Annotated in this window: 16 protein-coding genes; 9 read left to right on the top strand and 7 right to left on the bottom strand. The window is 49.8% G+C overall.

The window, feature by feature from the left end; genetic code table 11:
- Position 1 precedes the first annotated feature (1 nt).
- The 3 genes from P0Y67_RS13730 to P0Y67_RS13740 are packed head-to-tail and all read right to left on the bottom strand — an operon-like array spanning position 2 to position 3,218.
- Positions 2-1,009 carry an XrtA-associated tyrosine autokinase gene (locus P0Y67_RS13730; protein ID WP_342392302.1) on the bottom strand — a complete coding sequence of 336 codons (1,008 nt, stop codon included), beginning with the start codon at positions 1,007-1,009 and terminating at the stop codon, positions 2-4.
- Positions 1,006-2,562 carry an XrtA system polysaccharide chain length determinant gene (locus tag P0Y67_RS13735; protein WP_342392303.1) on the bottom strand — a complete coding sequence of 519 codons (1,557 nt, stop codon included), beginning with the start codon at positions 2,560-2,562 and terminating at the stop codon, positions 1,006-1,008. The genes P0Y67_RS13730 and P0Y67_RS13735 overlap by 4 nt, the downstream gene beginning before the upstream one ends.
- Positions 2,563-2,573: 11 nt before the next feature.
- Positions 2,574-3,218 (bottom strand): XrtA/PEP-CTERM system exopolysaccharide export protein, encoded by a 645-nt coding sequence (locus tag P0Y67_RS13740; RefSeq protein WP_342392304.1) that lies wholly within the window; start codon positions 3,216-3,218, stop codon positions 2,574-2,576.
- A gap of 210 nt (positions 3,219-3,428) precedes the next feature.
- Here P0Y67_RS13740 and P0Y67_RS13745 point away from each other — a divergent pair, with 210 nt between their 5' ends.
- Genes P0Y67_RS13745 through P0Y67_RS13780 form a run of 8 tightly spaced genes read left to right on the top strand, consistent with a single transcriptional unit; the run spans position 3,429 to position 13,717 of the window.
- Positions 3,429-4,829 (top strand): TIGR03013 family XrtA/PEP-CTERM system glycosyltransferase, encoded by a 1,401-nt coding sequence (locus P0Y67_RS13745; protein WP_342392305.1) that lies wholly within the window; start codon positions 3,429-3,431, stop codon positions 4,827-4,829.
- 1 nt (position 4,830) lies between these two features.
- Positions 4,831-5,766 (top strand): XrtA system polysaccharide deacetylase, encoded by a 936-nt coding sequence (locus tag P0Y67_RS13750; RefSeq protein WP_342392306.1) that lies wholly within the window; start codon positions 4,831-4,833, stop codon positions 5,764-5,766.
- Entirely contained in the window at positions 5,699-6,742 is a 1,044-nt protein-coding gene (locus P0Y67_RS13755; RefSeq protein WP_342392307.1) for a FemAB family XrtA/PEP-CTERM system-associated protein, read from the top strand. Before P0Y67_RS13750 ends, P0Y67_RS13755 begins: the two co-directional genes overlap by 68 nt.
- Before the next feature lie 19 nt (positions 6,743-6,761).
- A complete protein-coding gene (locus tag P0Y67_RS13760; RefSeq protein ID WP_342392308.1) occupies positions 6,762-8,021 on the top strand; it encodes a TIGR03087 family PEP-CTERM/XrtA system glycosyltransferase in 1,260 nt (419 codons plus the stop codon).
- On the top strand, positions 8,014-9,459 hold the full coding sequence (xrtA, locus tag P0Y67_RS13765; protein ID WP_342392309.1) for an exosortase A: 1,446 nt from the start codon (positions 8,014-8,016) through the stop codon (positions 9,457-9,459). The genes P0Y67_RS13760 and xrtA overlap by 8 nt, the downstream gene beginning before the upstream one ends.
- 24 nt (positions 9,460-9,483) lie before the next feature.
- Complete coding sequence (locus tag P0Y67_RS13770; RefSeq protein ID WP_342392310.1) at positions 9,484-11,367, top strand: XrtA/PEP-CTERM system amidotransferase; 1,884 nt, start codon at positions 9,484-9,486, stop codon at positions 11,365-11,367.
- Entirely contained in the window at positions 11,367-12,557 is a 1,191-nt protein-coding gene (locus P0Y67_RS13775) for a glycosyltransferase family 4 protein (RefSeq protein ID WP_342392311.1), read from the top strand. Before P0Y67_RS13770 ends, P0Y67_RS13775 begins: the two co-directional genes overlap by 1 nt.
- Complete coding sequence (locus P0Y67_RS13780) at positions 12,554-13,717, top strand: glycosyltransferase family 4 protein (protein ID WP_342392312.1); 1,164 nt, start codon at positions 12,554-12,556, stop codon at positions 13,715-13,717. The genes P0Y67_RS13775 and P0Y67_RS13780 overlap by 4 nt, the downstream gene beginning before the upstream one ends.
- A 56-nt stretch (positions 13,718-13,773) precedes the next feature.
- On the opposite strand, the gene P0Y67_RS13785 is transcribed toward P0Y67_RS13780, so the two are convergent.
- The 3 genes from P0Y67_RS13785 to P0Y67_RS13795 all read right to left on the bottom strand — a co-directional run bounded on the left by P0Y67_RS13785 (position 13,774) and on the right by P0Y67_RS13795 (position 17,955).
- A complete protein-coding gene (locus P0Y67_RS13785; RefSeq protein ID WP_342392313.1) occupies positions 13,774-15,114 on the bottom strand; it encodes a putative O-glycosylation ligase, exosortase A system-associated in 1,341 nt (446 codons plus the stop codon).
- A gap of 402 nt (positions 15,115-15,516) precedes the next feature.
- Positions 15,517-16,983: an oligosaccharide flippase family protein gene (locus tag P0Y67_RS13790; protein ID WP_342392314.1), complete on the bottom strand. Its 1,467-nt coding sequence runs from the start codon at positions 16,981-16,983 to the stop codon at positions 15,517-15,519.
- A gap of 12 nt (positions 16,984-16,995) precedes the next feature.
- On the bottom strand, positions 16,996-17,955 hold the full coding sequence (locus P0Y67_RS13795; protein ID WP_342392315.1) for a hypothetical protein: 960 nt from the start codon (positions 17,953-17,955) through the stop codon (positions 16,996-16,998).
- A gap of 564 nt (positions 17,956-18,519) precedes the next feature.
- On the opposite strand from P0Y67_RS13795, the gene P0Y67_RS13800 reads away from it, so the two are divergent.
- A complete protein-coding gene (locus P0Y67_RS13800) occupies positions 18,520-20,058 on the top strand; it encodes a chondroitinase-B domain-containing protein (protein ID WP_342392316.1) in 1,539 nt (512 codons plus the stop codon).
- On the opposite strand, the gene P0Y67_RS13805 is transcribed toward P0Y67_RS13800, so the two are convergent.
- Positions 19,988-21,196: a GNAT family N-acetyltransferase gene (locus P0Y67_RS13805; protein WP_342392317.1), complete on the bottom strand. Its 1,209-nt coding sequence runs from the start codon at positions 21,194-21,196 to the stop codon at positions 19,988-19,990. The genes P0Y67_RS13800 and P0Y67_RS13805 overlap by 71 nt on opposite strands.
- Positions 21,197-21,273 lie beyond the last annotated feature (77 nt).

Here is a 21,273-nt window from a genome sequence, read left to right on the forward strand (position 1 = left end):
ACTAGGATTGATCCTCTGTAGCGCCATACTCATGTCCATGTCTGTATTGACCAAATACATTGCGCACGGCTTTGTTCATTACAAATCCGATTGCCATATCCTTATTCAGTTGAGACACCGCGACTTCTACATCGTCCAACCTTGATCTGTCCTGCTCCACCACCACCAGTGCCTGTCCCAGTAACTTAGACAAGGTCATGGTTTCGACTATGCCAAGCAATGGCGGGCAATCAAATATCACCATGCGATCCGGATACCGATGTGCCAGTTCATTCATCAGTTTTTCCATCTTGTTACTGGCCAGTAACTCATTGCTCAGATGGTGAGGCTTACCGGCAGGAATCAGGCGCAGATTGGGAATAGATGTGGGGTAAATAATCTCCGACAAGTGAGTGACGTTCCCTTGCAAGAAATCAATCAGCCCGGCCTGTGCCTGTATGCCCAGCATGTCACTGACCCCTGGTTTCAGTACATTCGCATCAACCAGTAACACCGTCTTGTCTTTCTCGGATGCCATGCTGAGCGCCAGATTCACTGCCGTAAATGTTTTGCCTTCCCGCGGCGAGGCACTGGTCACCATCAACAGATTGGCTCTTTGCTGGAACTGAGCCCCGCTACCGAAAGCCGTGTGGAACAATTTCTGTTTTATGGCCCTGAACTCATTGGTGATGCCTGAATTGACCTGTTTATCCGTATGCGAAACCATGCCTAAGTCTCTGAGCCGTTCGCTATCTATCTCTATGGTTGCCGGCCGGCGCCAGGCTTGCGGAAATCCGTCTGACATCACAGGCTGATGAACGGGTTTAAAAAAGGCATCCTGTTCAATGTTCTGGCTCAGGCTCAGGCTCTGAATGTTGGCAGAGTCGGTTTCATGAACTAAATCCTGAATCAGTGACTGACCCGACAGCAACTCTGAGCTCGGAGGCAGGTCATTGTCTGATGACGACTTCACCGTTTTTTTGCTCAGACTGGCCGACTTTTTCTCCATCGCCTTTTGAATAATACTCATATCCAACCCATCTCCTGCATGATTAGCGTATGAATTGAAGTCACGACATTCAACGCCATGAAACCCAGGAAACACACGACAAGTGCGGTACTCACCCAGACAAAACGCCATTTTTCTTTACGTGCAACAGCGGCAAGGCCGGACTGCTCTGTCGGTGAAACGCCGCCCAGCACGGGTATTCCTGTCAGTTGGTACAATTGGTTGGCAGAGGTGGCAACCGGATAGAGCTGGCTGGTCAGGAAAGCCAGTGCAACCCCCACCCCCAAACCTGCAATCAGTACCAGGACTAAAAACAATGGGCGGATTGGCCCGGATGGCTTCAGTGGGGCTCGCGGCGGATCGACAACCCTGAAGGTAATATCATCCGAGGCCGCGCCCACTTTCTGGGATATCAGCGCGGATTCGCGACGGGATAGCAACTCTTCATATTTGTTTTTGGTGATGTCGTAACTCCGGGTTAACCCTGTGAGTTGCGCCTCTACATCTGGCATCCGCACCAGTTTGTCTTCCAGGAACAATGCTTTATCCGTTTGTGCTTTTTCGCGAACCTGCAACGAGGCGACTTCGTTCTCTAACTGACTGATCAGCAATTTCAGATTCTGAAAAAACTCAGTGCTTCTGAAATCACTGTTGCCATCATCGGTCGACAACGCCAGCCATTCGCGCTTTTGCCGTTCCAGTTCAGCGATCTGACGCTTGGTTTCTTTCACATCCGGATGTTTGTCGGTAAAGCGGAATAACAGGCTGTCCAGCCTGACCTGAAGGGCATCCAGTCTGTCATCGTATTCAGTGCGCTGTGCACCCTGATTTTTGGCTGCCAGTGCCATTTCCTCGTTCAGCTTACGTTTGGCCGTTTCCAGTTGCGTCCGGCTTTCCTGCAGCTCAAGCTGAGTGTCCTCGATATCGCCATTCACTGCATCCAGCTGGCCTCTGAACCCCATTTCAGAACTGGGTAAGTAACCGGCATGTTCGCGCTTGAAATCAGCCAGCTTTAACTCTGCATCAGCCAGCCGCTTTTCATAATCGGATAGCTGACGCGCAATGAACTCGCTGGCTTTATCCGTATCCTGCCGGTTTTTACCCAAGGTGTTTTCAACAAACACATCCAATGCCGACTGAACGACGTTTTTGACATAAACCGGATCGGTGCCGCTGTAGCTGATACTGAACAGGTTTTCTCTGCCAGCGGACTTGATCTCTATGTTTTCTTTCAATTCAGCCAGAATATCTTCATATTCCTCATTGGTGGTGGCTTTGAGATCTGCATCGGTATAGCGGGCAATGGTTTCCAGGTTCTGCCGGCTCAGCAGGGTTTTCACCATCAGGCTCAATTCCTGATTCGAATCATTCGGAATAGCCAGGCCTTTCAGCAAAGGTTGCAATATCGACCGTGTGTCCGCGTACACTCTGGCTTCAACTGTGTATTGGTTTGGCCAGATTGTGACCACGGCCCATCCAAGGGGGCAGATTACCCAGGTGGCTATGATGATCCACTTGCGGCGTAGCCACACACTGTGCAGATACTCAATCAGGTTCTGAAATTGTTCCTGCATGTAACCTCCAATTAGAACCAGGCTTCCGGAATAATAATGATGTCACCAGGCAGTATGTCGACGTTGTCCCCAATCTCGCCATCACGCAGCAGATTTCCCAGATTCAGCCCATAGGCCATTTGCTGGCCATTCACCACGCGGATCAAGCGAGCATCATTGCCGTCTGCGAAATCCGTTAATCCACCAACGGCCACCATTACATCGAGTAACGTCATGTTTTCCCGATAGTTAATGGCCATAGGTTGTTGAGCTTCCCCAATCACCCGCACCTGTTCGCTGTAAGGCCCGACAAACCCTTGTACGATCACACTAACAATGGGATCCCGGACGTATTCCGCCAAACGGGCTTCAATACTGCCAGCCAGCTCAGTCGGCGTACGCCCCGATGCAGGAATATCGTCCACCAGAGATGTTGTTAACATGCCGTCCGGACGGACAATATAGGCACCGGATATTTCAGGGTTCCCCCAGACAAAAATGTTGAGGGTATCTCCTGGGCCTATCAGGTACTTGTATTGATTGATGTTTTTTGTCAAAGAAGGCTGAGGGGTAGCCTTAGGTAAAGAGGGCAACGAATTTGACGTACAGCCAGTCACTAGCACCATGGCGGCTGCCGTCAAACAGGTTAACTTCAATAGGTGACCACTTCTTGTCATATCAGCATCCATCCTGCGTATAAGTCCGTGTCTCACATACCTTTTCCAAGGTTCAGAAGCGTCCAACTAAGTTGCAATTACAGCAGGCAAAAACGTCATTGAACTAATTTAACTATATATGATTTTTTTATTTTGCAGATTTTTTATGCTTGCCGATACTCAATACAGGAAGGGGCACTTTATTTATTTACACCTGGGACAAGGGTGATTATGGCTTACTCAAGATTTCACGATTTAAATTTAAGCAACGCTGTGCTTATTTTTGCAGATATATTAATGCTTTCGGGCACTTTTGCAGGGACTCAACTATTTCTTTTTTATTTCAATCCGGAGTATTTATCGCAGCCGGGCATCATAATAAATGTACTTAATCTCATTTATTATACACTTCCCATTCAACTGGCTCTGCTAGCTGTCGGGCTTTACAATGAAAAACTCAGAGAATCATATAGCGGCATCACAGTCAGAATATTGGTTGCCATTAGTTTGGCGTACATGCTGTCCACCAGCCTGTACCTGATCACTCCCCTGCCTTTTCCTGCCGGTTTTAGCCGTGAGTGGATGTATGGCGGCGCGCTGGTGGGCTTGATGATCGTACGCTTTATCGCCATCCGTTCACGCTACCAAATGCTTGGCAGGCTTAAAGTGCTCATTCTGGGTGCAGGCGAACGGGCCAGCCTGATCAATCGTTGCATGAGACGGCAATCCGACCGGGTCCATGTTGAGCTGACTGGTTATGTGCCTATGCCTGGTGATAATCGCGAGAATTCAAACGTGACACCCGTTCTCGACATTTCAGGCTCGCTGGAAGCCTTCGTGCAATCCAACCATATCAAAGAAATCATCATTGCTGCTGATGAACGCCGGGGTAACCTGCCCACCGACAGTCTTTTCCACTGCAAAATGGAAGGGGTGCAAGTCATCGATATCATTGACTTCATTGAGCGGGAAACCGGGCAAGTCGCCGTCAGCCATATTCATCCGTCCTGGGTGATCTTCAACCCTCATGCGACCGGCAACAAGATTGGGCGAAGCCTGTACTGGCTGTTTAATTGTGCCATTGCCACGCTGCTGTTACTGATCACCTGGCCCATACTGATCGCCATCGTTGTGATGATCAAATGGGAAGACGGTTTCCGCGCCCCGGTACTTTATTCTCAGGAGCGAGTCGGGCTGAAGGGGAAGCGTTTCTCAATCTACAAATTTCGCAGCATGAAAATTGACGCCGAGTCGCAAGGTGAACAAATGGCCAGCCGTCGCGATCCCCGCATCACGCGAGTCGGCAATGTGATCAGGAAATACCGGCTGGATGAGCTTCCTCAGTTGATCAACATTGTTAAAGGCGATATGAACTTTGTTGGCCCTCGTCCTGAGCGTCCTAGTTTTTCCAGCCAATTTGAACAGCAGATTCCCTATTATAATCACCGCTTATATGTAAAACCCGGTTTAACGGGCTGGGCTCAGTTAAAATACCCCTATGGTGATAATATCGAAGATACTATTGAAAAGCTCAAGTTCGATCTCTATTACATCAAACATAAAAGCGTAATACTCGATATATTAATACTGATCAGAACCTCTGAAATCGTACTGTTTGGTAAGGGGCGATGACATGAAAGATATTCACTCTCCCGTTCGCCGTTCAATCGTCAATGCAATGACTGTTGATGTCGAAGATTATTTCCATGTTTCTGCCTTTTCATCCATTATTAAGCGAGAGCAATGGGGGAAATCTTATCCATTGCGCGTGGACTACAACACCAGAAAAATAATGGATATTTTCGCTGAACATGATGTTAAAGCGACCTTTTTTATCCTCGGCTGGGTGGCTGACGCTTGCCCTTCCCTGATAAAAGCCATTTCAGATCAAGGTCATGAGCTGGCATGCCATGGTTATCATCATGTAAAAGCCAACCAGCAAACTGAGAAGGAATTTTTTCAGGATGTCAGCCGCAGTAAGTTTTTGATAGAAGACCTCTCTGGTAAATATATCAATGGTTACCGGGCGCCCAGCTTTTCCATTGACGACACTAATCTGTGGGCATTCGATATTCTTCATCGTCTTGGTTTTACTTTCAGCAGCAGCACATACCCTGTCAGGCACGATCATTATGGCAACCCTGACTGGCCTCGCTTTCTTCATCAGCGAAATGAAGGTTTGGTTGAAATACCGATTCCAACCTATCAGGCATTCGGCACCAACCTGCCAATTGGCGGGGGCGGTTATTTCCGGCTGTATCCTTATGCTATCAGCAAACACCTGATCCGGCGTTTTACTGAGCAATACCAGCAACCGTTCTGTTTTTATTTTCACCCCTGGGAAATTGATGCGCAGCAGCCCCGAATGACTCAGGCATCATTCAAATCGCGCTTCCGGCATTATCTCAACCTTGAACAGATGACAACACGGCTTCACCATTTGCTGCAGGATTTTCAGTGGAGCACTGTCAGCCAGGCCTATCAACTGAATGGACATGACGATGAAACAGGAATTGACGATCCGCAAGCTGAACCGGAACGACTGCATAGCCTGGGACCACTACGTTGATGCGCACCAGGACGGCAGCTTTTTTCATCTAACCGGCTGGCTGGATGTCATCAAAGAGGTGTTCGGTCACCAGCCGCACTATTTGCTGGCACAGCAACACGAAAAGCTGGTTGGCGTGCTGCCATTATTCGAGCAGAAAAGTGCCCTGTTTGGTCATGCGCTGATTTCGACCCCTTTCTGTGTCTATGGCGGCGTATTATCTGATGATGAAAATATCAGATACCAGTTAGAAACGGCGGCCTTCGAGCTGGGTTGCTCGCTTGAAGTTGATTATATTGAGCTGCGGGATCGCGAAGCAAAACCTTGTGACAGACCCTGGTTTCACCATTGCCATCATGCCACGTTCAGGAACACGCTGGCCGACAACCCGGAGGACGTTCTCTCTGGCATCAAGCGCAAACAAAGGGCTGTGATCCGCCATGCGATAAACAACAAACTGAGCTGGGACGACCAAGATAACCCGGAACTGTGTTTTGATCTCTACGCGGAAAGTGTCAGAAACCTCGGTACGCCTGTGTTTCATCCCGCCCTGTTTCAAAAGCTCAAGCACACCTTCGGACGGCGCTGTCACACACTGGTGATCCGTGATGCAGCCGGGCTGCCTGTTTCCGGGGTGCTGAGTTTTTACTATAAAAACCAGGTGCTTCCCTACTACGGTGGCGGCACGCAAGCTGCCAGGGAATTAAAAAGTAATGATTTCATGTACTACCAGCTGATGCTGCTTGCCCGATCGAAAGGGGCTGAAGTGTTTGACTTTGGCAGAAGTAAAATTGATTCAGGCGCCTACCACTATAAAAAGCACTGGGGCATGGAAGAGCAGCCGCTGCACTACCGTATCGCGCTGGTGAAAGCAAAGCGGCCACCCAATCTGTCGCCCAATAACCCGAAATATCGTTATTTCATCAAGGCCTGGCAAAACATGCCTGTTGGCATCAGCAAGCTTATCGGACCGCGTATCTCGAAGTACCTTGGCTAAGCGACAATGGAGCAGGACAATGAAACCAGCAGTGCTATACCTTTGTCACCGAATTCCATATCCGCCCAACAAAGGCGATAAAATTGCCAGTTATCATTTACTGAAATTTCTCAGTCAGCACTTTGATGTCTATCTGGGCTGTTTTATCGACGATAGGCATGATCAACAGTATCGCCATAAGGTTGAAGCGCTGTGCCAGGATGTGTGTTTCATTACGCTTCATCCGGCGTTGGCCCGCCTCAAAGGCTTGCAGGCGCTGTATAAAGGGCAGCCTATTACGCTGCCCTATTACTCTCATCCGGCAATGACCGACTGGGTGAATCGCACCCTGAATCAGCATCCCATTGAGCGTGCCCTGGTGTTCTCCAGCAGTATGGCTCAGTACCTGCTCAATGCGCGTCCTTCGCTGCACAAAGTCATGCATTTCGTGGATGTAGATTCAGAAAAATGGCGTCAGTATGCACAAAAAAAACAAGGCGTTGCCAGCTATCTGTACCAGCGTGAGTACCGGACACTCGCAAAGTTTGAAAAAGCGATCTGTGCCGATTTTGATGTCAGTTGTTTTGTCACTGAAACAGAGCGGCAGTCGTTTGCGGCCATGGTTGAACCCGCATTACAAACTAAAATTCATACGCTGGAAAACGGCATAGACAGCCGCTATTTCTCTCCGCAGGCCGATTTCAGCCCTGTGACCGAACATCCGCTGCAGCACGATAACTATGTGGTTTTTACCGGCGCCATGGACTACTGGGCCAATGTGGATGCCGTGACCTGGTTTGCCCGCAAAGTCTGGCCGAAGGTGCTTAAAGAACACCCTTACAGTAAGTTTTACATCGTCGGTTCATCGCCTTCGGCCAGCGTCAGGGCGCTGAGCCGGCTGCCCGGCATAGTTGTCACCGGTCGGGTTGACGATGTGCGTCCGTATCTGTTTCATGCCAAAGCCGCCATCGCGCCTATGCAAATCGCACGCGGTATCCAGAACAAAATACTGGAAGCGATGGCGATGGAAAAACCGGTTCTTACCACACCCCAGGGTATGGAAGGGCTTGAGCACTACCCGGGCAATTATCCTGCCAAGGACAAAGTACCAGGGGACAACGTAATAGGACAGACACTGTATGTGGCAGAAGATCCGCAGGATGTCACTCACTGGGTATGCGAACAATTAGCCCGCCCTGTTCGTGCAGCCACACTGTCAAGACAGTGGATTGAAGACAATTTCAGCTGGGATGCCAAGCTATCACCAGTACTGACGTATCTTGAGGCTAAACATGTCTGACCGGATCGGGTTTCGCCTGGCACTCCCTGTTATCGGCTGGTTATGGCTGTTCTGGCCGTCACTGAGCAATATGGTGAATGTCTGGGCCCATTCGAAAACCTATGAGCATTGCTTTCTGGTTGTGCCAATCTGTCTCTGGCTGGTATGGCGAGAGCGCAAAGCCATTACGCCATTGCGCCCGTCTGTCAGCTGGCTGGCGGCAGCATTGCTTGCCGTATCGTGCTTCCTGTGGCTGTTGGGCCGGGCGGCAAGTATCGGGTTATTTGAACATATTGCCGCCATTGTGAGTCTTCAGTTATTGCTGTGGGCGGTATTAGGCACCGCCATCATTCGCCGGTTTTGGTTCCCTTTGCTGTATTTACTCTTTGCTGTCCCCTTTGGTGAAAGCCTGATTCCCCAACTGCAGATCATCACCGCCGATCTTTCTGTCTGGCTGCTCAATATCAGCAATATCCCTGTCTACCGGGAGGGCTTATACCTGACCATTCCCAATGGCCGGTTTTACGTGGCAGAAGCCTGCTCAGGCATCCGTTTTCTGATGTCCAGCGTGGCATTAGGCACGTTATTCGCCTACTTACAGTTCACCAAAGTCCACAAGCGCACGCTCTTTGTGGCCTTTTCGTTTATCTTCCCGATCATTGCCAACGGCATCCGGGCTTATGGCATTGTGATGATTGGCTATTTCAGCAACATGGAATATGCCGCCGGGGCGGATCATCTGGTTTATGGCTGGCTGTTTTTCAGTGTTGTCATTCTGGTGATCTTTTTTACCGCCAGTCTGTTTTCCGATCAACAAGCCCCATATGTCAAACCGCCGCAGCAAACGTCTGCGCTATCAGCTCGCCAAACATGGGGGGCACTTGGCATGGTTGCCCTGATTTTTATTGCGACCGCCTTGTGGAAGCAGCAGCTTGACCAGGGCCAGCCCCTGCTGTCCAGCCAACAAACTGACGCCATGAATCCACAGCCTGCCATGCTGACCGAATGGGGGATCTCTTTTCCTCACGCCGAACGTAGCCAGCGCCAGAGCGCTGCGGACGGAAAAGCCGAGCTCTATACCGCCCGCTATAACATCTGGCAGCGTGACGGCGAGCTAATCAGCAGTAGCAATCAGCTGTTCAATAAAGACATCTGGTCGGTCGACAATAGCCAGTCAGTGACGTTACCCGCCGGTATTCATGCCAAGTCGATGACTGTATCCAATGCGAAGGGAAGCAGCATGCGGGTGATCTATTGGTACTGTGTGAATGCGTTTTGCAGCAGTAATCCGCTGGCTATCAAGTTGATGAAAGCATCTTATCGCCTGGCCGGACAGCAAGGCGTCTCTGATGTCTTTGCAATCGCCAGCACTGAGCTGACTGATAACCAGATAAAAGACATTATCGATGTCGGCACAAACAAGCACAGCGTGATCTTAAAAAACAGCCACCAGCGGTGATCAAACCACATCAGGGAGAGGGTTATGTGCGGTATTGCGGGTATTTTCAACGTGCAGCATTCAGGTATTATTGACATTCGTCTGTTGCAGCACATCAACAGGATACAGCACCATCGAGGCCCGGATGATGAAGGTTATTTCGTCGATGATCTTGTCGGGCTGGCCCATCGCCGTCTGTCGATTATCGACCTGTCCGGCGGGCATCAGCCGCTGTTTAACGAAGATAGTACGGTCGCGGTTGTCTTTAATGGCGAGATTTACAATTTCAAAGCCCTGATCAAAGAGCTGAAAAATCTGGGCCATCAATTTCGTACCGTCAGTGATACCGAGGTGATAGTCCATGCCTGGGAGCAATGGGGAAAAGACTGCGTCAGCCATTTTCGTGGCATGTTTGCCTTCGCTATTTGGGATAAAAACAGCTCGACCCTCTTTCTTGCCCGGGACAGGCTGGGCAAAAAACCGCTTTTTTACAGCCAGACAGCCAAAGGGCAACTGGTTTTTGCCTCCGAGCTGAAAGTATTGCTTGCACATCCTGATGTATCCCGCACCCTGCGCGACGAAATGGCCGAAGAATACCTGATGTTCGGCTATATTCCTGACCCGTTCACCGCTTATAAGCACATATTCAAGCTCCCTGCCGGGCATTACCTGCAGCTGACACCGGGTGCCGCTATTACGGCCAGCGCCTACTGGGATCTCAGTGCACCAGCAACAGTACTCAGCTGGCACGATACGCAGGAGGCACTGGTCGATAAACTGCTGGACGCTGTCAGAATCCGCATGGTGTCAGATGTGCCCCTCGGGGCCTTCTTGTCAGGCGGGGTGGATTCCAGTGCTATCGTAGCCCTGATGTCGGGCCTGCAATCCAATTCTGTCAACACCTGCGCCATAGGGTTTGATCAGGCTCAGTTCGATGAAACCCGCTATGCCCGCAGTATTGCTGAGCAGTATCAAACCCGGCATCATGATCGCCAGATCAACGCAGACGATGTCAGCTTAGTGGAAGTGCTGGGGCGGCTGTATGATGAACCGTTTGCAGACGATTCAGCACTGCCGACCTACCTGGTATGCCAGCTGGCCCGACAGCAGGTCAAAGTGGCTTTGTCCGGCGACGGCGGAGACGAAATCTTTGCCGGCTACCGTCGCTACCGCTTTCATCTGGCCGAGCAGAAAGTCAGGGGGATGATACCCTCTTCCATTCGTGAACCGGTGTTTGGCATGTTGGGTCAGATATACCCCAAAGCCGACTGGGCGCCACAGCGCTTCAGGGCCAAAACGACCTTCCAGTCGCTGGCGATGAACAGTGTCGATGCGTATGCCAATACGATCTCAAAACTCAGGTTCGCTGACAGGCAGCGGCTGCTCAGTCCGGCGTATCGTCATCAGCTCAATGGCTATACAGGGAGTGAGATTCTTCGCCGGCATGCCCTCAATGCGCCTACCGACGATCCGCTGAAATTGATCCAGTACCTCGATCTGAAAACCTGGCTGCCCGGCGATATTCTGACCAAGGTGGATCGCGCCAGCATGGCCAATTCGCTTGAAGTACGTGCCCCCCTGCTCGATCACCAACTGCTGGAATGGGCATTTCAAATTCCGAGTCAGGATTTGATCCGCAGACAGGAAGGCAAATTCTGCTTTAAAAAAGCCCTGGAACCTTATCTGCCCAGAGATATTTTATATCGCCCTAAAATGGGGTTCAGCATGCCGCTGGCCCACTGGTTTCGTACCCAGCTCCGGCCGATGCTGCATACGCAGATCTTGTCCCCCACCATGCTGGACTGTGGCTATTTTAATCCGCATCAGCTGCGAAACCTTGTGGCTGAGCACGAAAGCGGCCAGCGCGATCATGGTGTCGTGCTCTGGAGTTTACTGATGTTCGCCCAGTTTATGGAGAGGCAGGCATAGTGAAAATTCTCACCATTTCAACGCTCTACCCGAACGCGAGCAATCCCAGGCACGGCATTTTTGTTGAAACCCGGCTGCGCCAGTTAAAAAAACATTACCCGCAGACAGACATTACTGTGATAGCGCCTGTGCCCTGGTTCCCGTTCAGTCACCCTGTGTTTGGACAATACAGCGACTATGCGTCTGTCCCCTTTACTGAGAGCCGCTATGGCATCCGCATTTATCATCCGAGATATCTGGTTATCCCTAAACTGGGAATGTCACTGACCCCGTCGACGCTGGCCCGTTCCCTGCACAAGCAGATTACCCGCTTAATGCAGCAAGGGTTCGACTTTGATCTGATTGATGGCCACTATTTTTACCCCGACGGGGTGGCCATTGCTTCGGTCGCCAGCACCTTAAACAAACCGTTTACCATGACGGCAAGAGGGACAGACATCAATCTGATCCCCGCCTATCCCAAAGCCCGAAAACGCATTCAGCAGGTCCTATCGGTCAGCAACCATAACCTTGCGGTGTGTGAGGCACTGCGGCAAAGCATGATCGAATTAGGCGCAGTACCGGATAAAGTCAGCACACTGAGAAACGGGGTGGATTTGGAGCTGTTCAGTTTCAGCGATGAAAGCCAGCAACCCGCACTCAGACAGGCCCTTAACCTGCCGGTCAATGTACCCATTATCTTATCCGTCGGCCTGCTTATAGAGCGCAAAGGTCACCATTTGGTCATTGAGGCTCTGCGTCACATTCCGGATGCCCTGTTATTGATTGCCGGCACCGGCCCCAAAGCAAAAGCACTGTCCGCACTGGCCAAACAGCACGGTGTTGCCCAGCGGGTACGCTTTCTGGGCAAGCTCAGTCAGGAAGAATTATCCGCCTATTATGGCGCAGCTGACTTACTGGCGCTGGCTTCTGACAGAGAAGGCTGGGCAAATGTGCTGCTGGAAGCCATGGCTTGCGGCACACCCGTTGTGGCCACCAATATCTGGGGAACACCAGAGGTCGTCCGCAAGCCCCAGGCAGGCACATTGGTTGAGCGCAATGTCACTGCCATCGCCGAGGGTATCCGCCAGTTGCTGAAAAAACCCTTTTCCCGTGCAGACACTCGTCATTACGCCGAGCAATTCGACTGGTCTGCCACCTCTGAAGGTCAGTATCAGTTGTTTAACCGTTTGATCAAGGACGCATCATGAAAATTCTCTATCACCACAGGGTCGCCTCCAAAGATGGTCAGTATGTTCATATTGATGCCATCATCAGTGCTCTTCGCCAGCAAGGCCACGAAGTGGTGGTGGTCGCACCGGCTGTGTCCGATCAGGCCGAGTTTGGCGCTGACGGCGGCTGGGTCAGCAAAGTGCGCCAGATGCTGCCCCGCTTCTGCTGCGAAATGCTGGAATTTGGCTACAGTGCTTATGATTTCGCTAAGCTGTGCATCACTTTGTACCGGGAAAAACCGGATGCCATCTATGAGCGCTACAACCTGTTTCTTCCCTCCGGGATCCTGGCGAAACAATTGTTCAATGTGCCACTGGTATTAGAGATCAACGCCCCGTTGTTCGATGAGCGCAATGCCTACGGCGGATTATCGCTCACCTGGCTGGCCCGCTGGTCAGAACTGTTCACATGGCGCAATGCCGATCATACCCTGCCGGTCAGTCATGTACTGGCCGGCTATGTTCAGCGAGCAGGCGTAGCTGAACAGGCAATCAGTGTTATTCCCAATGGGATAGACAGCCGCTTGTTTCACCCTGCTAACGACAAGGAAAAACGACCTGAGTTTTCGGGTAGCCTGGTGGTTGGTTTTGTCGGCTTCTGTCGCGAATGGCATCAATTAGAGCACGTTTTGTCACTGATCGTTGATTTTAACCGGCAGCGAAACCTTGACGATCCGGAAGTGAAATTCCTGATCGTCGGTGACGGCCCGGTTCTGGATACGCTCAAAAAACAGGCACGCGATCTCAAGGCCGAGCACCAGATTCACATCACAGGATTAATTGATCGCCAACATATACCTGGCTGGCTCTCTCAGATAGACATTGCCCTGCAGCCGGCCGTCACCCCCTGGTGTTCACCGCTCAAGCTGATCGAATACCTGGCGTGCGGTAAAGCCATTGTCGCGCCCGATAGCGACAACATTAAAGAGCTGCTGACAGATGGCGACAATGCCCTGCTGTTCAAAGCAGGCCATTTAGCCGATATGCTGGAGCAGATTAAACGTTTGTTGTCCGACGAAGCACTGCGCCAGCAGTTAAGTGACAATGCGGCGGCCAGCATTGCCAGGCAGCAACTGACCTGGCCGGACAATGCACGAAAAATCGTCAGTATTTTTGAGTCGTTGATTGTCAAACCCTGAGTGGTGCCGGGATAACACCACAGGTAACGCAACTCATTGGTCGGATATTCAGAGCATTAAGTGGAGGACATGCCCTGTAACTGAGAAACCGGTTTTCTTCGCGCTTGCTGGCTGACCATCACTCTCACCTGCATACTTAAGGCCGCCATTGCTGCGGCTAATACCCAGAAAAGCTCAAGATACGCCAGCGAGAGCGCGGCCCCTGCCGAGCAATAGCCCAGTAAAGACACTTGCATCATGCGCGCCAGATCAACCTGCCAATGGTGAGTCTCATTCCATGGCGCTCGCCCCAGCGTCACAATAACCCAGCGCATTTTCAGAAACAGCAGCAGAATAACCAGCATGAACAGGGTGAACCCGACAAAACCGTGATCACCCAAAACCTGAAAATAAATACTGTGGGCGGCCCAGCTTTCTTCTCCCGGGGGCGGCGTTTCAATAATATCTATTTTATAAATATCCAGTGCGAGTCTGTCCCACACCGGCTGAAAATAGGTAGCTTTAAATCCGGCTCCCAGTACCGGCCGTTCCAGCGCCATCAAAGTGTGGATTTTCCACGAAGTCAGACGGTTAGTGAAAGAAGAATCCTGAGTCGCCGTTTCAATCGTTTCCATCCTGTCATACCACTTATCCGGTAACAGCAAGACAGAAACTGAAACGATAATTGCCACGCCAAATAATGTCAGAACTTTTTTGTTGCTTCTGAACCAGAAGTAACAGCCAATCACAGCCAGAGCAAGCACCCCTCCCCTGGAATAAGTGCCCAGCACAGACAATACACACAGCACTAACATAACTATCAGCCCTAAACGGATCCACTTTTCCTGAACGGACTTCAACTGATAGATGCATAAAGGAATCACCATGCATAAAGCAGCGGCAAGGTGGTTATTGTCTGAGATCAAATGACCGGTTGGCCCCTGAATTTTATGTCCGCCCAAGCTGGCCAGGAACTTCAGCCCTTCCACGGCACCAAAGAAACCCACTGACATCAATATCCCCCACAGCAGCATGTCGAACTCATGCTTTTGCCGGATGATTAATGCAATCATGATGAACAACAGGAAAATCTTGGAGAATTTCTCCCATTCCGGCCAAACCAGTTCAGGAAAAATAATGGTGTTGTAGGTGGTTAAACCAGTATGGAGCCAGAACAAAACAGCAATGAAGACAACCCCGTCAAAAATAACCGCGGGCTTCTTCCTGGCAAAAAGGTAAGTTATCAGCGTCAGCAGGGCAAACACAGTGTTGTAACTGATCGGCTTGGCAAACCCGTAAACCCAATAGGCCGGTACAAATAAACCCGACCACAGCCAGAGCGACACCGCGATGTAAGAGCGTCTCAGAGCAAAACAAGCCAGGATCAGGAAAACGCTGATTAAGACGACATCTCTCATTTTCCAGCTCCCTAACGTCGATGTTTAGAATTATTTTGCTGTTTTGCTTTGTATTCTTTGTATTCTTTGTCCTGCCTTATTGAACGCACACAAAGATACACCAAGACAAACAGACCCATCGAGAAAAGGATTGATTCCACTGTTCAACTCCTTATCTGAGCATGTGAAAGGCTCAGATTATCTGGGCTTCCAGCTGGCGTATTTAACCGATATTGTGACTTTTTTAACCACTCCTTTCACTATAGATCCTGATTAAGGAACCAACAAAATTTTGACTATGAATAATTTGTCATCAGCGACCCGAACAGATCTTCACAGTTGCAGCAGCATTGTTATGCAATCGATTAAGTAAACCTCAATCACTACAGTGAAAATCCATAAGATCTTCTGCCGTTAATGACGTTAATCAAACATAGGCGTTCGGATTATTTTTCCTATTTTAGTTTGTATACTCCGATATTCAGGAATCACTCTGATTGAAACCGGCAACAATACCAGCATAGCAACCGAATACACCAATACACCTGTTACTATACCCAGGAGTAACCCCCAGAAATGACTGTCTATTTCAGACACCACAGCCATCACGCTGAAATACATCAATACTGAAACAAAAAATGGCACCAAAATAGCGGGCAATAAACGGCTGGCCTGCAACCTGATCACAAACAAGAATACAATTGTCACGCACACCAGAAATATACCGCCAACCAGTAATCGAACAAAAGACAGGCTGTCAGGATCGTCGTAGCCGCTACCATAAAAACTGCCAATCACTAACAGGATTGCCAGACAATCGCACTTAAATAACAGCGGCATCCTGGATTTTAAGATCAATACCGTTTGTATTAACATATACATAGTCATCACAATCATTAAAAATGACAAATTCTGCATGACTGGAATAACATCAATCCATTTTTCTCCGAGAACCACATAGACAAAATCTTCCGCGATGGCGCATACGCCAAAAGACACTGGCATAGCAAGAAACATTAACAATGCCATTTGTGAATACAATCTTTCTTTCAGTAAGCTGTCTTGATCTTTCAGTTTTGAAAAAACGGAAAATGCTCCGTGATTCATCGGTGCCAGAAAGTCAGTAAAAGGCAGCCAGGAAAATTCCTGCCCCATATTATAAAAACCGACGTTGCGGCTGTTAAGAATATTACCCAAAAGCAACATATCTACTCTGGATCGCATATAACCAGACACAGAAACCAGATACAGCCATTTAGAGATAACCCACTGCTCTTTCCAGTACTGTGTGCACCAGCGGGGCCGAAAAGGACAAAGAATATAGCTGGTGATCACTTCAATCACGGCCATCAATATAACACCGGCAATTAAAGCCCAGTAATTACCGATAATTAACGCAACCGCTATGGTACACATACTGCCGAGTGTTTTCGCTACCATCAGCATCATGGTTTCCATTTTAAAGTTGAAGTTTTTTTCGAACAGATCCATGCCGACATTATGAAAAGCAAGAATAACGGGAATAACGCTGACAACACGAATGACCACAGCTATCTCTGGTTCATTGGTGTAAACCGCCACCCAGTCTGCCGACAGAAATAAAAAAAACGCAGACACGATACGAAACAGCAGATTCAAAGACCAAATACTGTGCAATTTATTTTCATCAGTCATATCTTCCATCAGCACATATCTTTTGGTCCCCACCGTCGATAGCGCAATGAAAAAATACACAAAAAACATAGTGAACCCGGCGATGCCATAATCTTCCGGCGACAGTAAACGCACAAGCACTAAGGTGCTGACCAGCCCGATACAGCGGTTATACCAAATAGTGATCATCGACCACTTAGCACCTGAAAATATCGCCTGGGAATACTGATCCGCCATAGGTCTCTGCCTTTATCCCTGGCTCAATGCCATGTCTTTCGCCAGGACAACTTCTCCGTTCAGCTCCCGCTGGAACCACTCGATATACCTATGTGTCGTGTATTTCAGCCGTTCGCAGTCTTTAGACGTAGGTACATAGGGAGTCATTCCTGCCACCAGACTGGGCGAGTGAAAAGACAGTACAAACACGTCTTGCCCTATTGCCATCTGAGCTTGCGTGATGGCCTGAAGCTGGGAGAGATCATTGCCTTCCGGCGACAGGCGGTGCCTGCTCAGACGAAAAGCCTTTGCGATGAAACGGGTAAAACGCTTGCTATTGATGGTACGGCACCAGGCCGGACACAGATTGGCTTTCTTTTCTATCCGCTTGGAAACGGATAACCAAGAGCTGGTATGCGGTATATGCTGAACCGCATTGTCAACAAAAGGCGCATTGGTATATTCACTGAAGTCAGGCCCTTGCTGATGGCTGAAATCACAGTAAGCACTGATACTGAGATCAACCTGATAACCTAATGCGCGTAAATGCTCGCTGGTAACAGGGCCAAAACCGTATCGTCCCGCCAGATACGTAACCGGAGAGACCCCTGACACCGCGTGTATTTTGTCTGTCAGCCTGCTTATTTTTTCATACTCAAGATCCGGCGCCAGATTACAGGGATAAGATTCAAAATCGGTCACAGACTGACCATGAGTGATATCGGGCGGATTCACCCAGGGGTGTAAATGCGCGGCAAATTCAACACACTGCGCCGCGTTTTGTTGATAGTGGGCTATCACTTCCCTGCCGCCGGCACTTTCCACAAACGGATAGTCCATGGCCAGAGTGATCTTAGCGCCAGTCTCAATCAGTTCCCCCATAAAAGGGATCAGGGCATGATGGTGTGTAACGGCAGTATTGCGACTATTAAATCCCTGATCCCAGTCAAATTCTTCCTCAGCATGGATCACTACCAGTAGTTTAACGTCCATATTTTCTCCTGATTCGCTGCAATGCCAGCCTGCAACGACACCCTTTCTGAACTCACCAAACACTTTGCACGAAAGCGGCATTACGCTAATGCAGTACGCTGATAATTAGGGGTTCAGCTAACGGTGTTTCCCCAGACAGCCTCCGGGGGCTCGTTACAATCAGCCTCAGTATCTTGCAACCTCAGTATCTTGCAACCTGAGTAACTTGCAGCCTGAGTGACTTGGGATACCTCTGTTAAAAATGGCACATGAAGCACAGAGCCACCATGCCAGATCATAAAATTGTCTTACCCGCCGCCTGAATAATTTAAAAAAGGCTATCTGAGTGTCACTTCAGGCAATCTGGCTAACTGCTTCTATTTCCGGTTTTTCTGCTTTTCTGCTTCCCTGATCTCAGGGCTGAAGCCAAAACGGCACCCACATTCAGTCTGGTAATACCGACTAACTATGGCGGATTTGTGGTACTTGCTTCACCCGATGTCAACATTCTTACCTATACTCGATCTTGAATATTGTTTGACGTTAATCACACTTTTAAAGCAGATATTAGCCGGGAGCTGACTGATGATTTCGAAAGGAATAAAAACATATCTCGCGACAATCGGTGTTCTCGCTCACGTGATCATCCTTGTTGCCGGTGTGTATCTGGTTAAACACTGGAGCGAACAAAATCAGACTCTGCCCGCCGCTTTGCGCCAGTCAGTCAGCCACATTGAACAAGAGTTTCCGATCCTGACACCTGTCAATCAGGCCGTTGCCAGTGTGGCCAGCAACCTCGCCAGTCCTTCCTATTTCTGGCGCGAATTTGATACAAGATACTGGCCATCAGTCGGGCCTGACTGGTCATCAGCAGGCCCTCAGCCAGAAGCGATCAAGCCCGCTTCGCTCGGTACTCTTTGGGTATCCGATGAACAAAGCTTTGAAAAAGCACTGGAAGAGGTGTTACCCGGCCAGGACATAGTCGTGAAAAAAGGCACCTACTTTTTCAGCAGCAAGCGCCTTAATATCAGCCAGGTTACGCCCTCTGCATCGCGTCCTGTGGTCTTGCGGGCAGAAGAGCCGGGCACCGTTCTGCTGCAGCTCGACGGACTGGAAGGCATAGTGATTAATCAGCCCTACTGGACGGTATCAGGGCTGACCTTTAAAGGTGTTTGTCCAACCCCTTCCGATTGCGATCACGCACTGCACATTGTTGGCGATGCCGATCACAGCCTGGTTCAGAACAATGTCTTCATCGATTTCAACGCCGCCATCAAGGTCAACCGGATGGCGGACAAGTTTCCGGATAACGGCACCATTCGTCGCAATCACTTTTACAATACTCAGCCAAGAGACACCTCGAGATCTGTCACGCCCATCAACCTGGACCATGGCAATGCCTGGAGTATCGATCGCAACATCATTCGTGATTTCATCAAATCCGGCGGCAATCAGGTCAGCTATGGCGCGTTCATGAAAGGCGGCAACGAGCAAGGGGTCATAGAAAACAATCTGGTGATCTGTAACAGCACCAGCCGGAAATATGATGGTTATCAGATTGGCCTGTCATTAGGTGGCGGCGGCATGGAGCAGGAAAACCGGCGGGGTCAGATTGCTTTCGAAGGAGATAGCCATACAGTGCGTAACAATATCGTCCTGCACTGCAATGATGTGGGCCTGTACATTAATAAATCCAGTAATGCACTGGTCAACAACAACATTCTCTATCACACTTCCGGCATCGACGTCCGGTTTGCGCAATCCAGCGCCGAGCTGATTAACAACATTGTGAGCGGCAAAATACGGGAACGCGATCAGGGTAAAGCGTCAGCCTCCCACAATCTGATTCTTTCCCCTGACTATCTGACCGAAAAACAAAAACTGGACGATTGGTTTACCTCGCCAGCAATAGGTAATTTTTCACCCAAAGACGATGCTATCAAAGCCAAATTAACCCGCAGTGCCACTGAGTATCCCGTGACGGCGAAAGGGAGCAGTGTCTCGGACTTTTGTGGTAACCCGATCAAGGCGCAAGACACCTTTGCCGGTGCCTTTAAGGACAGTCAGAACTGCTTTCGGACAACACCCGACGTTTCAGGGCATGACGCTTCAAAGCACGAATAGCTTTCTTCACTGAATAGGTAAAATGCGGATAGCGGAACTGACTGATCGCCAACCGGCATTCACGGTTGGCGAAGGTTTTTTTATAGCGGGCAATCCCACCCATAAAATCGTATCCCAGCGCCCCTTTTTCCCAGGCTTCCTGGATCAGCAGATAGTGCGCAACCAGACCGGGTTTCAGGTGATTATCGCCCGAGCCATAATTCAGCGCACTTAAATAGAACAGCACCCAGTTGGCATGGTGAAAATTATAAATCACCCCCAGATCGTCTTCCCCGGCCTGCAGGTGGTGAATGGCAATCCGCCCCTGAGGCAGTCCGCGACGAATCAGCTCATGGTGAAAATGCAGAAAACCGGGATTAGCAAAACCACTTTGTTCTGATTTGCTGCCCCAACGACTGAGGTGATAGTCCGCCGCATGATTGAAAAGCTCGAGTCCCTGAGTGACAGAAGAAGCCGTGGTGATTTTCACTTCGCCCAGCGCATTGTACTTATTCAGGCTGCGCTTTATCTGATATCTGGCATTTCGCGACAAGAAGCTATCGAGCGTCTGATTCTTGTCCTTCAGCGGGCCAAAATCCAGCGCAAAGCCGACCGACTCCCACACTACCTCTTTTTCTGCAAGTGCCAGCCCGGATAAGACGGCCTGATTGTCAGCCCTTTCGTTACCACAATGCCCCGCCACAGACTGTGGCCCGTTACTGACAAAATCCACGTCCCGACTGGCGCCAATCTCAAAGACATCTGTCCCGTTCATTTGCGACATCACACAGGCTGTCATTAACGGACGAACGGTATTGGCCAGCGCCTTGTCCATCAGAAAATCGTTATATTCAATCCAGATTTGATCCTGTGAGGGAATACCTGTCCGGTGAAGGCAAAACTGTCTGCCATAAGACAAACCGGCGATTTTTTTCTCTTTAATCACGATAATGCCCAGACCGACAATATTGTCCTCTTGCCGGGCAAGAACAACACAGCAGTTGTCCACAAAACAATCCAGCCAGGTCCCGATCCAGAGCCAAGACAAAAACAGGTTCGGTTCAGCCTGCTCCTCAAGCGCACGCCAGTGTCCTGCTAACCACTTATGGTCGGGATTAACAATCCATTCGCACTGTATCGAACTGTTTTTGCTTTCCATTTTTTTACCCTGCGCCGTGATTTATCCGTTCGCATCAAGCATAGCAGAGCAACGGGCAACGCACTTTTCAGGTACTG

This window comes from Photobacterium sp. SP02 (assembly GCF_038519165.1).
Lineage (GTDB): Bacteria > Pseudomonadota > Gammaproteobacteria > Enterobacterales > Vibrionaceae > Photobacterium > Photobacterium halotolerans.

Coding starts and splice junctions, on each gene's coding strand:
- P0Y67_RS13730 (WP_342392302.1), bottom strand. CDS start 1,009: ATGAGTATTATTCAAAAGGCGATGGAGAAAAAGTCGGCCAGTCTGAGC.
- P0Y67_RS13735 (WP_342392303.1), bottom strand. CDS start 2,562: ATGCAGGAACAATTTCAGAACCTGATTGAGTATCTGCACAGTGTGTGG.
- P0Y67_RS13740 (WP_342392304.1), bottom strand. CDS start 3,218: ATGACAAGAAGTGGTCACCTATTGAAGTTAACCTGTTTGACGGCAGCC.
- P0Y67_RS13745 (WP_342392305.1), top strand. CDS start 3,429: ATGGCTTACTCAAGATTTCACGATTTAAATTTAAGCAACGCTGTGCTT.
- P0Y67_RS13750 (WP_342392306.1), top strand. CDS start 4,831: ATGAAAGATATTCACTCTCCCGTTCGCCGTTCAATCGTCAATGCAATG.
- P0Y67_RS13755 (WP_342392307.1), top strand. CDS start 5,699: ATGAAACAGGAATTGACGATCCGCAAGCTGAACCGGAACGACTGCATA.
- P0Y67_RS13760 (WP_342392308.1), top strand. CDS start 6,762: ATGAAACCAGCAGTGCTATACCTTTGTCACCGAATTCCATATCCGCCC.
- xrtA (WP_342392309.1), top strand. CDS start 8,014: ATGTCTGACCGGATCGGGTTTCGCCTGGCACTCCCTGTTATCGGCTGG.
- P0Y67_RS13770 (WP_342392310.1), top strand. CDS start 9,484: ATGTGCGGTATTGCGGGTATTTTCAACGTGCAGCATTCAGGTATTATT.
- P0Y67_RS13780 (WP_342392312.1), top strand. CDS start 12,554: ATGAAAATTCTCTATCACCACAGGGTCGCCTCCAAAGATGGTCAGTAT.
- P0Y67_RS13785 (WP_342392313.1), bottom strand. CDS start 15,114: ATGAGAGATGTCGTCTTAATCAGCGTTTTCCTGATCCTGGCTTGTTTT.
- P0Y67_RS13790 (WP_342392314.1), bottom strand. CDS start 16,983: ATGGCGGATCAGTATTCCCAGGCGATATTTTCAGGTGCTAAGTGGTCG.
- P0Y67_RS13795 (WP_342392315.1), bottom strand. CDS start 17,955: ATGGACGTTAAACTACTGGTAGTGATCCATGCTGAGGAAGAATTTGAC.
- P0Y67_RS13800 (WP_342392316.1), top strand. CDS start 18,520: ATGATTTCGAAAGGAATAAAAACATATCTCGCGACAATCGGTGTTCTC.
- P0Y67_RS13805 (WP_342392317.1), bottom strand. CDS start 21,196: ATGGAAAGCAAAAACAGTTCGATACAGTGCGAATGGATTGTTAATCCC.